The 15,261-nt window shown below is 36.0% G+C and carries 16 protein-coding genes and 1 other RNA gene; 10 read left to right on the plus strand and 7 right to left on the minus strand.

Annotated elements, in window-relative coordinates:
* Window positions 1-23 precede the first annotated feature (23 nt).
* Genes bamA through lpxA form a run of 5 tightly spaced genes read left to right on the plus strand, consistent with a single transcriptional unit; the run spans window position 24 to window position 5,427 of the window.
* A complete protein-coding gene (bamA, locus tag ACXM0J_RS09780) occupies window positions 24-2,534 on the plus strand; it encodes an outer membrane protein assembly factor BamA (protein ID WP_199993209.1) in 2,511 nt (836 codons plus the stop codon).
* Between the two features lie 40 nt (window positions 2,535-2,574).
* On the plus strand, window positions 2,575-3,075 hold the full coding sequence (locus tag ACXM0J_RS09785; protein ID WP_069030002.1) for an OmpH family outer membrane protein: 501 nt from the start codon (window positions 2,575-2,577) through the stop codon (window positions 3,073-3,075).
* Between the two features lie 4 nt (window positions 3,076-3,079).
* On the plus strand, window positions 3,080-4,150 hold the full coding sequence (gene lpxD, locus ACXM0J_RS09790) for a UDP-3-O-(3-hydroxymyristoyl)glucosamine N-acyltransferase (RefSeq protein WP_086265607.1): 1,071 nt from the start codon (window positions 3,080-3,082) through the stop codon (window positions 4,148-4,150).
* A gap of 6 nt (window positions 4,151-4,156) precedes the next feature.
* Window positions 4,157-4,642, plus strand: a complete 486-nt coding sequence (fabZ, locus tag ACXM0J_RS09795; RefSeq protein WP_002115603.1) for a 3-hydroxyacyl-ACP dehydratase FabZ — start codon at window positions 4,157-4,159, stop codon at window positions 4,640-4,642.
* The gene (gene lpxA / locus ACXM0J_RS09800; protein ID WP_086265606.1) at window positions 4,639-5,427 is read left to right on the plus strand and encodes an acyl-ACP--UDP-N-acetylglucosamine O-acyltransferase; all 789 of its coding nucleotides are present in this window, start codon (window positions 4,639-4,641) and stop codon (window positions 5,425-5,427) included. The genes fabZ and lpxA overlap by 4 nt, the downstream gene beginning before the upstream one ends.
* Window positions 5,428-5,478: 51 nt before the next feature.
* On the opposite strand, the gene ACXM0J_RS09805 is transcribed toward lpxA, so the two are convergent.
* Window positions 5,479-6,351 carry a YbgF trimerization domain-containing protein gene (locus tag ACXM0J_RS09805; RefSeq protein WP_262470340.1) on the minus strand — a complete coding sequence of 291 codons (873 nt, stop codon included), beginning with the start codon at window positions 6,349-6,351 and terminating at the stop codon, window positions 5,479-5,481.
* A gap of 314 nt (window positions 6,352-6,665) precedes the next feature.
* Between ACXM0J_RS09805 and ffs the strand changes: the two genes are divergently transcribed.
* Window positions 6,666-6,762: signal recognition particle sRNA small type (gene ffs, locus ACXM0J_RS09810), an RNA gene on the plus strand.
* Between the two features lie 13 nt (window positions 6,763-6,775).
* Here the strand turns inward: ffs and ACXM0J_RS09815 are convergent.
* From ACXM0J_RS09815 to ACXM0J_RS09830, 4 genes are all read right to left on the minus strand, one after another.
* Window positions 6,776-7,258 (minus strand): regulatory protein RecX, encoded by a 483-nt coding sequence (locus tag ACXM0J_RS09815; protein ID WP_086265604.1) that lies wholly within the window; start codon window positions 7,256-7,258, stop codon window positions 6,776-6,778.
* Window positions 7,259-7,317: 59 nt separating this feature from the next.
* Complete coding sequence (recA, locus tag ACXM0J_RS09820) at window positions 7,318-8,364, minus strand: recombinase RecA (RefSeq protein ID WP_002115680.1); 1,047 nt, start codon at window positions 8,362-8,364, stop codon at window positions 7,318-7,320.
* Between the two features lie 145 nt (window positions 8,365-8,509).
* On the minus strand, window positions 8,510-8,938 hold the full coding sequence (locus tag ACXM0J_RS09825; protein WP_086265603.1) for an RNA-binding S4 domain-containing protein: 429 nt from the start codon (window positions 8,936-8,938) through the stop codon (window positions 8,510-8,512).
* Window positions 8,922-9,608, minus strand: a complete 687-nt coding sequence (locus tag ACXM0J_RS09830) for an HAD-IA family hydrolase (RefSeq protein ID WP_213034438.1) — start codon at window positions 9,606-9,608, stop codon at window positions 8,922-8,924. The genes ACXM0J_RS09825 and ACXM0J_RS09830 overlap by 17 nt, the downstream gene beginning before the upstream one ends.
* Window positions 9,609-10,030: 422 nt before the next feature.
* Here ACXM0J_RS09830 and ACXM0J_RS09835 point away from each other — a divergent pair, with 422 nt between their 5' ends.
* Complete coding sequence (locus ACXM0J_RS09835) at window positions 10,031-10,324, plus strand: hypothetical protein (protein ID WP_086265602.1); 294 nt, start codon at window positions 10,031-10,033, stop codon at window positions 10,322-10,324.
* 37 nt (window positions 10,325-10,361) lie between these two features.
* Here ACXM0J_RS09835 and ACXM0J_RS09840 read toward each other — a convergent pair whose 3' ends face one another.
* Complete coding sequence (locus tag ACXM0J_RS09840; protein WP_086265601.1) at window positions 10,362-10,898, minus strand: GNAT family N-acetyltransferase; 537 nt, start codon at window positions 10,896-10,898, stop codon at window positions 10,362-10,364.
* 29 nt (window positions 10,899-10,927) lie between these two features.
* Window positions 10,928-11,377, minus strand: coding sequence for an Lrp/AsnC family transcriptional regulator GigD (gigD, locus tag ACXM0J_RS09845; protein WP_004791887.1), 450 nt, complete (start codon window positions 11,375-11,377; stop codon window positions 10,928-10,930).
* A 147-nt stretch (window positions 11,378-11,524) separates the two neighbouring features.
* Between gigD and kynU the strand changes: the two genes are divergently transcribed.
* The 3 genes from kynU to ACXM0J_RS09860 are packed head-to-tail and all read left to right on the plus strand — an operon-like array spanning window position 11,525 to window position 14,976.
* Window positions 11,525-12,775, plus strand: coding sequence for a kynureninase (gene kynU, locus ACXM0J_RS09850; protein WP_086265600.1), 1,251 nt, complete (start codon window positions 11,525-11,527; stop codon window positions 12,773-12,775).
* Between the two features lie 40 nt (window positions 12,776-12,815).
* A complete protein-coding gene (locus tag ACXM0J_RS09855) occupies window positions 12,816-14,222 on the plus strand; it encodes an amino acid permease (RefSeq protein WP_086265599.1) in 1,407 nt (468 codons plus the stop codon).
* A gap of 7 nt (window positions 14,223-14,229) precedes the next feature.
* Window positions 14,230-14,976: an alpha/beta hydrolase gene (locus ACXM0J_RS09860; RefSeq protein ID WP_086265598.1), complete on the plus strand. Its 747-nt coding sequence runs from the start codon at window positions 14,230-14,232 to the stop codon at window positions 14,974-14,976.
* Window positions 14,977-15,261: the final 285 nt, after the last annotated feature.

The following is a 15,261-nucleotide window of genomic DNA, read 5'->3' on the forward strand; positions in this document are numbered from 1 at the left end:
TATAACTTACTGGAAAAACTGGCATGCGGCACACACATTTTTTAATGCCTTTGGCACTTGTTAGCGCTATGGCAGCGGTACAACAAGCATATGCAGCTGATGATTTCGTTGTTCGAGATATTCGTATAGATGGTTTGGTCCGTCTAACTCCTGCAAATGTTTCTACCATGTTGCCAATCAACAGTGGCGATCGCGTTAATGAACCGATGATCGCAGAAGCAATTCGAACATTGTATGCCACTGGACTTTTCGACGATATTAAAGCATCAAGAGATAATGATACTTTAGTCTTTAATGTCGTAGAGCGCCCAATTATTTCAAAACTTGAATTTAAGGGTAATAAACTTATTCCTAAAGAGGCATTGGAACAAGGCCTCAAAAAAATGGGAATTGCTGAAGGCGAAGTTTTTAAGAAGTCAGCTTTACAAACAATTGAAACTGAATTAGAGCAGCAATATACTCAACAAGGCCGTTATGATGCTGATGTAACTGTTGACACTATAGCTCGTCCAAATAACCGTGTTGAACTTAAATTAAATTTTAATGAAGGTACGGCAGCTAAAGTTTTTAATATCAATATTATTGGTAATACTGTTTTTAAAGACAGTGAAATTAAACAAGCTTTCGCAGTTAAGGAAAGTGGTTGGGCTTCAGTTGTAACCCGTAATGACCGTTATGCTAGAGAGAAAATGGCAGCGAGCCTTGAAGCTTTGCGTGCGATGTATCTGAATAAAGGTTATATCAATTTTCATATCAATAACTCACAGCTTAATATTAGTGAAGATAAAAAGAATATCTTTATTGAAGTTGCTGTAGAGGAAGGTAGTCAGTTCAAATTTGGTCAAACCAAGTTTTTAGGTGATGCACTTTATAAACCTGAAGAACTGCAAGCTTTAAAAATCTATAAAGATGGCGATACTTATTCTCAAGAAAAAGTAAATGCTGTTAAGCAGTTGTTATTGCGTAAATATGGTAATGCTGGTTATTACTTTGCAGATGTGAACGTTGTTCCGCAAATTAATAATGAAACGGGTGTTGTTGACTTAAACTATTATGTAAACCCAGGCCAGCAAGTAACCGTACGTCGTATTAACTTTACAGGTAATAGTAAAACTGCCGATGAAGTACTACGTCGTGAAATGCGTCAAATGGAAGGCGCTTTAGCAAGTAATGAAAAAATTGATTTGTCTAAGGTTCGTCTAGAGCGTACTGGATTCTTCAAAACAGTTGATATTAAACCGGCTCGTATTCCAAATTCACCAGATCAGGTGGACTTAAACGTAAATGTTGAAGAACAGCATTCGGGAACTACGACATTGGCGGTAGGTTACTCGCAAAGTGGTGGTATCACCTTCCAAGCAGGTTTGAGTCAAACTAACTTTATGGGAACGGGTAATCGTGTTTCGATCGATTTATCTCGTTCTGAAACTCAAGACTACTATAACTTAAGTGTTACCGACCCTTACTTCACGATTGATGGGGTAAGCCGCGGTTATAACGTTTACTATCGTAAAACAAAGCTAAATGATGACTATAACGTTAATAACTATGTTACCGATAGTTTTGGTGGCAGTTTAAGTTTTGGTTATCCAATTGATGAAAACCAAAGCCTAAGTGCTTCTTTAGGTATTGATAATACTAAAGTAACGACTGGTCCTTATGTCTCTACTTATGTACGAGACTACTTGTTAAAAAATGGTGGGAAAACCACTTCTACAAGTACCTATTGTCTTGTTGATCTTGTTCAAGATAAAGAAACAGGACTGTATAATTGCCCACCAGACAAAGTATCAGATCCTTATGGAAGTGCATTTGAAGGCGAATTTTTCACTTATAATCTGAATTTAGGTTGGTCATATAACACACTAAACCGTCCAATTTTCCCAACTTCAGGTATGTCTCATCGAGTAGGGCTTGAAATTGGTTTACCGGGTAGTGATGTCGATTACCAAAAAGTAACTTATGATACACAAGCATTCTTACCGATCGGTAATTCAGGTTTTGTATTACGTGGTTATGGTAAGCTTGGCTATGGTAATGATTTGCCATTCTATAAAAACTTCTATGCGGGTGGTTATGGTTCTGTTCGTGGTTATGACAACAGTACCTTGGGCCCGAAATATTCAAGCGTGAATTTACAAGAAGAAGGTAAAAATGACTCTTCTCCAGAAGAAGTTGGTGGTAATGCTTTAGTTCAGTTTGGTACAGAGCTTGCTTTACCATTGCCATTCAAAGGAGATTGGACTCGCCAAGTGCGACCAGTCATTTTTGCTGAAGGCGGTCAAGTATTTGATACTAAGTGTGATGTTGGCTCTTATTCTATGATTATGAATGGGCAGCAAATAGCAGATGCTAGAAAATACTGTGAAGATAACTACGGTTTTGATTTAGGCAATATGCGTTATAGCGTAGGTGTAGGATTTACATGGATTACCATGATTGGGCCATTATCTCTTAGCTATGCATTCCCTCTAAATGATAAGCCTGGTGATGAAACTAAAGAGATTCAGTTTGAAATCGGTCGTACTTTCTAAGTACGACTTGACTAAACATGCAATAAGGACACAAATTTAAATGAAAAAATTAAATATATTAATTTTAGGATTAGGCCTTACAGTTTCTGCTATGACTAATGCAGCTGGGTATGGTGTTATTGATCTTGCTAAAGTTGTTGAGAGTAGTACTTATTTAAAACAACAAAATGCAAGTTTAAATCAATCTGTTAAACCAACAACAACTCGTCTTGAGCAGTTGGGTAAAGAATTAGAAGGTCTTCAGCGCCAAGCCCAAACTCAAGGGCAAAAAATGAAAGAAGATGATATTAAGAAGCTTCAAACTCAATATCAGTCGAAATTAAACGAATTTAATTCAACTCAACAAGGCTTACAGTCTAAAGTTCAAACTAGTTTGCAAGGAATGAACTCAACATTTGAGACTCGTGTGAAGCAAGCGGCTGAACAATTACGAAAAGAAAATAATCTTGACTTCATTTTGAATAAAAATTCGACCGTTGCCTATGACGCTAAATATGATTTAACTGATAAAATGATACAAAAGGTTAATTCAATGAAATAAATTAATGAAAGTGCAACATTATCGTTTAGATGAACTAGCTCACCTAGTGAATGGTGAGTTAGTCGGTGCGGGTAGTCTTCAATTCATAAACCTAGCAAGTTTAGAAAATGCTGAACCTTCTCATATTACTTTCGTAAATGGCGAAAAGTATATTGATCAAGCAAAGGCTAGTCGTGCGGGTGCGTACATTGTTACAAGCTCTATTAAAGAACAGCTTACTGATAAACAAAATTTTATTATTGTTGATAATCCATATTTGGCTTTTGCCGTACTTACGCATGCTTTTGATAAAAAGATCACATCAATAGGTATTGAAAGTACTGCTCAAATTCATCCTTCCGCAATTATTTCCGATAAAGCATATATTGGCCATTACGTTGTAATTGGTGAAAATTGTGTAGTAGGTGAGAACACGATTATTCAGTCTCATACTCGTCTGGATGATAATGTGGAAATTGGCAAGGATTGTTTTATTGATTCACATGTTACAATTACGGGTGGGGCTAAATTACTTGATCGTGTTCGAGTTCATGCAAGTACTGTAATTGGTAGTGAAGGCTTTGGCTTTGCACCATATCAGGGTAAATGGCATCGTATTGCACAATTAGGTTCGGTTATTATTGGTAATGATGTTCGCATTGGATCAAATTGTAGTATTGATCGAGGGGCACTAGATAATACGATTTTGGAAGATGGGGTAATTATTGATAATCTTGTGCAAATCGCACATAACGTTCATATTGGTTCCAATACAGCTATTGCTGCTAAATGTGGAATTGCTGGAAGCACTAAAATTGGCAAAAACTGTATTCTTGCAGGAGCCTGCGGTGTGTCTGGTCACCTTTTAATCACTGATAATGTGACTTTAACTGGAATGTCAATGGTCACAAAAAATATTTCTGAAGCTGGTACATATTCTTCAGGAATTGGATTATTTGAAAATAGTCATTGGAAAAAGACGATTGTACGCTTGCGACAATTAGCAGATGTGCCATTGACCCAAATCACTAAACGACTTGATCATATACAAGCTCAAATAGAGTCTCTTGAATCAACTTTTAATTTGCGTAAATAGAATATTATGACCGAGTCAACTACACCTAAATTTGCCATCCCTGAATTACCAATGCAGATTCAAACGATTCGTCAATATTTGCCGCATCGCTATCCATTCTTATTGGTTGATCGTGTTACTGAAGTTACTGACAATAGTATTGTTGGTTATAAAAATGTTTCTATTAATGAAGAGTTCCTGCAAGGGCATTTCCCAGAATACCCAATTATGCCAGGTGTTTTAATTGTAGAAGCATTAGCTCAAGTTTCGGGCGTTCTAGGTTTTATTATGAACAATGAAACGCCAAAACCAGGTTCTTTATTCCTCTTTGCTGGTGCAGAAAAGGTTAGATTTAAAAAACAAGTAGTTGCTGGCGACCAACTTGTATTAAAATCTGAATTAGTAATGCAAAAACGCGGTATCTACAAATATAACTGTACGGCTACCGTTGACGGTATTGTAGCAACAACCGCTGAAATTATGATTTCACACCAAAAAACAGAGCAGGCATGAGCAATCACGATTTAATTCATTCTACGGCCATTATTGATCCATCTGCAGTGATTGCCCCGGATGTCCAGATAGGACCTTATTGTATTATTGGTCCAAATGTGACGATTGGAGCTGGTACTAAATTACATTCACATGTTGTAATTGGTGGTTTTACGAAAATTGGTCAAAATAATGAGATTTTCCAGTTTGCAAGTGTTGGTGAGGTTTGCCAAGACTTGAAATATCAAGGTGAAGAAACTTGGTTAGAGATTGGAGATCATAATTTAATTCGTGAGCATTGCAGTTTACATAGAGGAACTGTACAAGATCATGCTTTAACTAAAATAGGTAGTCATAACTTATTGATGGTTAATACTCATATTGCGCATGACTGTATTGTTGGTGATCATAATATTTTTGCAAATAATGTAGGTGTTGCTGGACACGTCCATATCGGTGATCATGTCATTATTGGTGGTAATTCAGGAATTCATCAATTCTGTAAAATCGATTCTTACAGTATGGTCGGTGGAGCATCTTTAATTTTAAAAGATGTACCAGCTTATGTTATGGCATCTGGTAATCCAGCACATGCATTTGGTATCAATATTGAAGGTATGCGCCGAAAGGGTTGGTCTAAAAATACAATTCAAGGTCTTAGAGAAGCTTATAAATTGATTTTTAAATCAGGCCTGACTTCTGTTCAAGCAGTTGAGCAGATTAAAAATGATATTCTTCCGAATGTTCCAGAAGCTCAATTATTAATTGACTCTGTTGAGCAATCAGAACGTGGTATTGTGCGTTAAGCTGAGATATTAAAAAAGACACCGTATATACGGTGTCTTTTTTTAACAGTTTTATTTATTAAAAAATTTGGCTTCTTCAGATTTCGGATACTGACTTAAGATTTTAGCTTTATATTGGTTTGCTGAAACAGTATTTTTATCTACATCCTTAGCAATACTGTAGAGTTGATAAAGCGCGCGAGGAGCTTTACTAGAATTTGGGTATTGCGTTGCGACTACATTATAGTTCTTTTTAGCTTCGTTATAATTTACGGGATCAGTAGCTAAATTAAACTCGGCTAACCAAAAATAGGCATTCCCTGTATAAACGCTATTAGGATGATTTTTGATAAAGTTTTGCATTGGAGCAATCGCTTTTTTTGCTCCACCTTGTTTATAGGCATCTAAAGCAACAGTATAAGCTGCTTTTTCAAGTTCTACAGGGTTCGATTGATTTTGTGTAGCAGGCGGTGAAGCTGGTTGTGTTACTTGCGTTTGTGAGGGGAGAGTAACTTGACTTGCAGAAGTTGTAGTACTTGCTGCTTTATTGTCGGTAGGTGGAGCTTCTGAGCTTCCAGTAGCTGTAGCATCACTATTAGTTGTATTGTCTGGTGTTGCACTTTCAGGATCTACTTTTTGATTCAGTAATTCCAAACGCTGGTCTAAATCAGTATAGCGATTAGATAAATCTTTTTTCAATTGTTCAATATCATTCGATTGTTCTTCTAACTGACCGCGCAGGGTGCGTATATCATTTTCTAATTGTTGGTTTTTTTGCATCAATTCCCAATTTAAATTACTAGGGACTGAAGCGTTATTCGATGAAGTGCTAGTTGAGCTACCACCACTTTGACTTAAACCGCGCGATTCAATTGGAATATTGGCATAGAGAGAAGTAGTGCTCATTAAGGCAATAAATAATAAAGAATGCTTCATCAATCGCATGAGTATAGGTCCATAATTTTATGTAAAAGCTAACTTGACAAGGGAATATGTAAACTATTCACATTAGCTATCTAAGGTTTTAATTGATCACTGCAATTAAAACAGCTAACAATATAAATGCAAGAATAGTTTACAATGTTCAAGCATATTTTATTCAAAATAAGTATCAAGAAAGAATACAAGATAAAATATTCTAGGAATTTATGTGTTTTTGATGATGAATTAATCAATTGAAACATAAACTTGCTTAAAAATGAGAAGAAGGCTTGCAACTCTTTTAAAAATCTCTATACTCTGTTTTGCAATGGTAGCCCCGCTGGTGGCTTCGCAATTGTACTCTGTGAACCCCGCCAGGACCGGAAGGTAGCAACGGTAGCAGATCTATGATGTGCCGAAGTTTTGCTAGTGGGGTTGCCACCATCTTCTAATCCGACCTTCGTTGGATTGCCTTCATAATTACATCTAAATCAAATCCTCTATACTGTAAAAATCTCATCTGTTTTGCTTTAAGTTTAGGATCTTTTTCTACTTCTTCACCAAATTTTTTAACTTTAAGCTGATAAGCCTGTTCTACCCAATCAATGTTATGAATTTCATCTGCAATTAAATCATTTTCGATTTGTTTTGTTTTTAAAGCTTGTTTAATACGTTTTGGGCCTTTACCTTTGCGAATTTGGCTAGCCAATGTTAGTTCTGCAACGCGTTGGTCACTTTGATAGTTTTGCTCAGATAACTCTTCAACAAGTTGCTTAACCTCTTCAGGGTTTTGTGCATAACGATTCAATTTCTCGATAAGTTCTGCTTTCGAATAGTCTCGACGAGTCAATAAAGCAAAAGCATATGAGCGCAAACGTTGACCTGTAAGCAAAGCGCGTTGTTGGGACTGTTCTTCTGTTCTTTTGAACATATTTAATATTTCCTTGTAAAAAACGCCCCGAAGGGCGTTTTAAGACTTATAAGCGATAATTAAGACTCTAATAGAAGATCTTCTTCTTCATCTTCCACCTGTACAGCACCATTAGTACCCGTAGTTAGCAGTTGTTCACGGATAATTTTTTCAATTTCTCCAGCCATTTGAGGATTTTCTTCAAAGTGGCGAATAACGTTGTTTTTACCCTGACCAATTTTATTGCCTTGATACGAATACCAAGCACCTGCTTTTTGCACGATATCTTGTTGTACAGCTAAATCTACAAGTTCGCCAAGCTGGTTTGTACCTTTACCGTACAAGATTTGAAAAATAGCTTCTTTAAATGGAGGAGCCATTTTATTTTTAACAACTTTAACTCGAGTTTCAGAGCCGATGATTTCATCACCTTCTTTGACTTGACCAATACGGCGGATATCTAAACGTACAGAAGCATAGAACTTCAATGCGTTACCACCAGTCGTAGTCTCAGGGCTACCAAACATTACACCAATTTTCATACGGATCTGGTTAATGAAAATAACCATACAGTTCGAGCGTTTAGCGTTACCCGTAATTTTACGTAGTGCCTGACTCATTAGGCGAGCTTGTAAGCCCATGTGAGAGTCACCCATTTCGCCTTCAATTTCTGCTTTAGGAGTAAGAGCAGCAACTGAGTCGACAACGATTAAATCAATTGCACCAGAGCGAACTAGCATGTCTGCAATCTCAAGTGCTTGTTCACCGTTATCAGGTTGCGATACAAGTAGATTATCAATGTCCACGCCCAGCTTACGTGCATATTGTGGATCTAATGCATGTTCTGCATCGATAAATGCACAAGTACCACCAGCTTTTTGACATTGTGCAATCGCTTGGAGAGTCATTGTGGTTTTACCAGAAGATTCTGGACCATAAATCTCAACGATACGACCTTTCGGTAAACCGCCAATCCCCAATGCAATATCTAAAGTCAAAGAACCTGTAGATACAGCTTCAACTGCTTGAACAGTGTTGTCACCGAGACGCATCACCGTATTTTTGCCAAATTGTTTCTCAATTTGACTTAGCGCGGCTTGTAATGCTTTGCTTTTATTCTCATCCATCTCAAAAACCTCAATACTCTAAGTTCATCACGTTTAACCCAAGTGGATGCATTGAATCTCAACTTGTTTCACAGGGCTAATAGTGACAGATTTTTTCTATAGCTTCTATGTGTTGTCTGTGTGTGTGCGACACAACTCGACGTTTTTATTCATCACCATACGACCAGTGTTGATCATTGTCCTGTTTAAACCGATTAATCTGTCTACGATCCTTTTTACTCGGTCTATGATCAGGTCGAGCAAGATTATGCAATTTTCGTTGGGATGCAATCAACTCCCGTCTAGCAATACTTACTTCTGTTTCTTCATAAAGTTGCTGGGCAACTGGTGCTGGACCACGTGTGTTGGAAAGCGCTTTTACTACAACGGTTTTTTTATCAAAACCTTGTTGAATAATCAGTTCCATTCCAACACGAATTTCTTTGGAAACTTTTACACGCTCATTATTGTGATGTACTTTACCTCCTTCGATTGCTGCTTTAGCAATTGAACGAGTTTTAAAAAAACGAGCAGCCCATAACCATTTGTCGATACGCATGGTCTCTACAGCATCGTTTTCAAGCAATTTTGACATCATTATCCTTTCTATCAATTTGATTCAATATAGACAGCAATTCTGTAAGTCGATCTAGTGCTTTATATTCTAAATCTTCATGCTTTCTTGCATTCTTTAGACTTGAGGGCTGCAAGATAGTAAACAAGTGTTTGATACCAAATTTTTCAGCTGTTTTTAGTACAGGAGTTGTATCGTCAATAAAAATGGTTGCGTCTGGGTCGAAAGGGTGTAATTTTTGGAGCTCTTGCCAAAAATGAATATCTTCTTTTGCATAACCAATTTGTTCACTCGATACGATTACGTCAAAGAAGTGTTCAATTGCAATATTATCGAGCTTTAGTTTTAAGCTAGCACGGTCAGCATTTGTAACTAACCAACAACTATATCCTTGTTCTTTCAGTTCCTGCAGAAGCTCAATACAACCTGAGCGAGCTTGAATTTTTGTCTGAAATTCTTTCTGTAATTTGAGTACATCTACACCTACAGTTTTAGTCCAAAAAGTTGATGAATACCAAACAAGTGTATGCTTATGTGCTTGATAAAACTGATATAGTATTTTTTGGCTCTGCGTGAGCGGAAGTTGATGTATCTCTGCATGTCGCTTAGGAAGACATTCATTCCAAATGAAATCATCAAAAGCGAGATCTAATAGCGTACCATCCATGTCAAACATTACGATTTTAGACATATATAAATATCTCCAAAATCATTTAAAGCAAATTTTTTAAGACGCATCTACCATATATCCTTTTAAAATCATTAATTAAAGAAACTTTGAAATATAAAATTAATTTAAAACTCCACCCATTAATTCTTTCAAAAGGTGTTTTGATTAATGTGATGGGTAGGGAGGATAAATGATTTGAAAATTATAGCGTGTAATTTTGCAAACAAAAAACAATAATAAATGCTTTTTAATAGAAAACTTTTCCTGTGTTTAAAGTAAAAATAGGCAGCCAAAGTTTTGCAATTAAGAAATCTTAAAAGTCATCTATATTTATGGTTAATTTTGCTTACATAGGATACGTATTGACATACATTTTATAAATTGAAGGATACTTGTTTAAAGTTATATTTAAAATTAACCCTAATAAGAATTTAGAGAAAGCAATGAAAATTGGATTTATTGGCGGAGCCAATGACGGTATTGTAATCAATGCTGCTGATGGCCTTGATACTTATAAGCTTGAATGGCATTACAAAGCAGAAAAGCATTGTGAAGCACAGCCAACCTTAGGTCTTAATGGGCCTGAGTATGATTACTACAACCTATTAATACTAAGAAAAAATAAAGAGGCTAAACTCTTTTATGTACTCACTACAATGGGAAAAGATGATATCGCGAGTAAAATCCATGAGTATTGGGAGTACTCTACATCTGTTGGCTATGATTTCGATGATTAAGAAAATATTTATTAATAATTTAATATTTTGACTTTAATCAAAAATTAAATGAAGAGCTCGTAATTTCATATAACACATGTGCTTTTAATTGGTGATGGAGAGGAACCTTGGGATGATCAAAGTTTTTAACTTTATGCATTCCAAGTTTTTCCATGACAGCTTGAGAGGGTGTATTTGTGTTAGCGGTAAATGAAACGATCTTATCTAAATTCAGTACATTAAAACCATAGTCTAAAGCTGCTTTTGCTCCTTCAGTTGCATAACCTTGTTTCCAGAATTCTTTTGCAAGTCGCCATCCAATTTCCACACATGGAGAGAAGTCAAATTGTTCAGGTTGGCTATGTAAGCCAATAAATCCGATAAATTGATGGGTTTCTTTTAATTCTACTGCCCAGAAGCCCCAACCATTTTCATTAATGAGAGATGAAATTTTTTGGATTAAATTATGGCTTTCTTGGGGTGTTAATAGATTTGGGAAAAATTGCATAACATCTTGATCTAAGCCCATTGTTATAAAAGGCTCAACATCACTTTCTTTCCACTGTCTTAAAATTAAACGCTTTGTTTCGATCATGAGATGTCTCTTTAATTAAAAATAAGGGATCAAAGTGGTTTTTGCACAATCTTTTGTAAAATGATCTTGGAATTGATGCTTACTACACCTTTTATTTTATTTAAGGTATTAATGACGAAATGAGAAAAAGAACTCAAATCTTTGGTCGCAACGTGTAAAACATAATTAGATTCACCAGTAATAATATATGCATTAATGACTTCATCAAAATTTTTGATCTGGCTTAAAAAGAAGTTGTGATCATTTTCTGTGAGTTGGGCAAGCTTTATTTCGACAATTGCCTCAATTTTTATACCTAGTTTTTCATAGTTAACTTTCGCTTGATATTTTTCAATTACACCATTGCTTTCTAAAATTTTAACTCGCCGATGACAAGCTGAAGCCGAAAGGTTAACGAGATCGGCCAGTTCTTGGTTACTTAACCTCGCATTATCTTGTAAATACTTCAAAATTTTAAGATCGATTGCATCTACATTCATTTTCGAATTTCATCCATGTTTTTTAATTTTAATTCGAATTTTATACGAAAATAGCAAATTTTAATCAAATATTATCGAATAAATCGAAAGAATTGGCATGATAAAATTCAACTACAAAGGAAATGTTGAAAATAGGTGAAAGAACAAATGATTACTCACGAACAATGCCTCTATTGGGATCAGGAAGATGAACTCAAAAAGTTTAAAGATGAATTTGCACTACCAGAAAATGTCATTTATTTAGATGGTAATTCTTTGGGTGCAAGACCAAAAAAAACATTAGAGGTTGCTCAGCATATTATTGCCAAAGAGTGGGGTGAGGACCTTATTAATAGTTGGAATAAAGCAGATTGGTGGGGCTTACCGACTAGACTCGGAGATAAAGTCGCGCAGCTTATCGGTGCTGAAAAAGGGGAAGTCGTTATTTCAGATTCCACAACATTAAATTTATTCAAAGTTTTATCAGCAGCGGTAAAAATTCAAGCTGAAAAATTTCCAGACCGTAAAATTATTGTTGCAGAAAAAGATGCTTTCCCAACCGATATTTATATTATTGAAGGCTTTATCGATTTGATTCATCAAGGCTATCAAGTTGAGTTAATTGATGGTGCAGATGATTTATCTCGTGTTTTAGAAAAAGATGTAGCGGTAGTTGTTCTTTCTCATGTGAATTATCGGACTGGATATTTCTATGATATGGAATCTATTAATCAACAAATTCACGCTAAAGATGCTTTGATTATTTGGGATTTATGTCACTCAGTTGGTGCGGTGTCTATGGATCTTAATCAGAGCAATAGTGATTTTGCGATTGGTTGTACTTATAAATATTTAAATGGTGGCCCAGGTTCTCCAGCGTTGTTATGGGTAAATCGAAAGCATCGTGATCAGTTCTGGCAACCTCTCTCAGGCTGGTGGAGCCACAAAAAACCATTTGATATGGCTCAGCATTATGAACCAGCTAACAGTATTCGCCGTTACTTGTGCGGAACTCAACCCATTATTTCTATGAGCCTAATTGAATGTGGTGTCGATATTTTCTTGCAAGCTGATATGCAACAAATACGTGAGAAATCACTCAAATTAACTGATTTGTTTATTCAACTTGTTCAACAAGAGTGTGTCCAGTTTGGTTTTGAACTGATTACACCTTTAAATCATAAATATCGTGGTAGTCATGTCAGTTATAGACATGAGTTCGGTTATGAAATTATTCAAGCGCTGATTGCTCGTGGTGTGATTGGGGATTATCGAGAGCCGGAAGTATTACGTTTTGGAATTACACCTTTATATTTAGGATTTGAAGATATTTGGAATGCCGTACAACAACTTAAGCAAATCATGCTGAATAGTGAATGGAAAAATGAACGTTATCTAGTGCGCAGTGAAGTGACCTGATCGTTAAAGATCAACATTAGAAAAATGGCTAGGAGGGCCTATGAGCAGTTTTGATGAAATACAAAATCGAGAAGCGGGTTTACATAAAAAATTATCCGCAAAACAGATGGGAATGATTGCAATTGGTGGAGCGATTGGTACAGGGCTGTTCATGGGAAGTAAGTTCGCAATTAGCTTTGCTGGCCCAGCTGTTATTGTGAGTTATGCCATTGGTGGTTTAATCGCATTTGCTATTATGGCTTGTTTGGCTGAGATGACGGTTCAGCATCCTACATCAGGCTCATTTGGAGCATATGCTGAGCATTATGTAAGTCCTCTTGCGGGTTTTTTAGTCCGTTATTGTTATTGGGCGTGTATTGTATTAGCGGTCGGTACAGAAATTACAGCAGTTGCTGACTATATGAAATTATGGTTTCCACATGTAGGTTCTTGGGTCTGGATTGCCTTTTTCTCGCTAACTTTACTTGTTGTTAATGCTTATAGCGTTAAAGCATTTGGGTTAGTTGAATATTGGTTTTCGACAATAAAAGTCTTTGCAATTATTGTATTTATTCTTTTAGCAATTGGTATTTTGACCCAAAGTCATGGAGGAACAGCTCAGGTTCTCTCTAATTTAACCGAGCATGGAGGATTTTTCCCTTATGGTTTTAGTGGAGTCTGGATTGGAGTAATCATTTCAATATTTAGTTATTTAAGTATTGAAATGATCGCTGTTGCAGCAGGTGAGGCTAAAGATCCAGAAAGAGCTGTTAAGAAAGCTTTTAAAAGTACTGCAATTCGCTTAATTCTATTTTATCTACTGTCTTTATTTCTCATTGTGGCACTTGTTCCTTGGACAACTTTAATTGGAGCTGACGCGACCAGCCCTTTTGTGATGGTGATGAAAATTGTAGGTATTCCATATGCAGACAGTATTTTAAATTTTATTGTAATTGTCGCGGCCTTGTCAGCCATGAATAGTATGCTATATATCTCAACACGTATGCTATTTAGCTTGTCACGAGCAGGTGATGCACCAAAACTGTTTGGTCGTATTAGTCACAATGGCGTACCAATTAATGCGTTGTTGTTGTCAGCCGTTGGTATTGGTATCGCTAGTATTGTTTATACCATTAATCCGAGCTCGGCATTCCCGATCATGATTGCTTTATCTATGTTTGGTGCACTGTTCACGTGGGGCAGTATTTTTGTTACCCATATGTGTTTCAGAAGGCACATGACACGAAAAGGACAGACGTTAAAGTTTAAGGTTCCAGCGAGCCAGTTAATTTCACTGTTGGGATTAATCACAATTTTGAGTATTACTATCACAACTTGGTTTACCAATGAATTTAAGTCAACTTTACAATTTGGAGTGCCATTAGTTGTTGTTCTTACGGTTTTTTACTATTTAAAGCGGTCATCAGCCAAGCTTGCTTTAAATGCTCATGAAGAATCATTGAAGTGAGAGATCTATGCGATCATATGACAATTCTAGAACCGTAGCGAATGAACATGAAATATTGGCAGAATTTAAAAGAACAAGCTTAGTGAGCTATCAAAAATTTACCCATATTGTAGATATCCAATATGGTAAGCACCCACGGTCAACTTTAGATTTATTTCCATTAGAGCAAGCCAAAAAGACTGTTATTTTTATTCATGGTGGCTATTGGCAATGGTGTGATAAATCAGATTTTGCATTGATTGTACCGTATGTTCTAGCGAAAGGCGCCCAGTGTGTTCTTTTAGAATATGATTTGGCACCACAAAGTAAAATTTCAGATATTGCTTCTCAAGTTAATCAAGCTCTCGATTTTATTCGAGAGCAAGGCTGGAAAACTGATGAGGTGGTTTTAGTTGGGCATTCGGCAGGAGCACATCTGGCTGCTTTGTCATTAGATCATCCACTGATATCTGAGATGGTTTTGTTAAGTGGAATTTATGATCTAGAGCCTATACAAAGTACCCATTTAAATCATGCTCTCACGCTTTCAAGCGAAGATATCTTAAAATACAGCCCTGTTCATCAGTCAAAACGAATTACTATTCCATGTTCAATTTTATGTGGTGAACTTGAGCTAGACGAGTTGAAATGGCAAAGCCAAAATTATTTTGAAAATAAAAGACAGCAAGATCAGGATTTTGTTTCTTTTAAGCTTATTTCTGGAATTAACCATTATTCTATTTTAGAGTATTACTTTAACTCGATATTAATTTAAGTGTTTGAAATAGAATGTAATTGAGTAAATAAAAAACAGATTAAACTTATTAGAAGATAAAATGTGAGATCAATCACAACTCAACCTGATTTTTATAAAAATTAAGTGTTCTTATTGACCTGACTATAGAACTTAATTAGATTAAAAAGATAGTGCTTTCTCACTAAGCGACAAAATGTTTAGCTGTTGTTTAGTTGAGTTTCAAGTCCGTAGCTTCCCAAGATACGGACTTTTTTATTTGACTTTTAAAAACAATAATATAAAGCGAATTTTGTTCTTGGATAA

This window comes from Acinetobacter sp. GRABPA_MV_2, assembly GCF_056725885.1.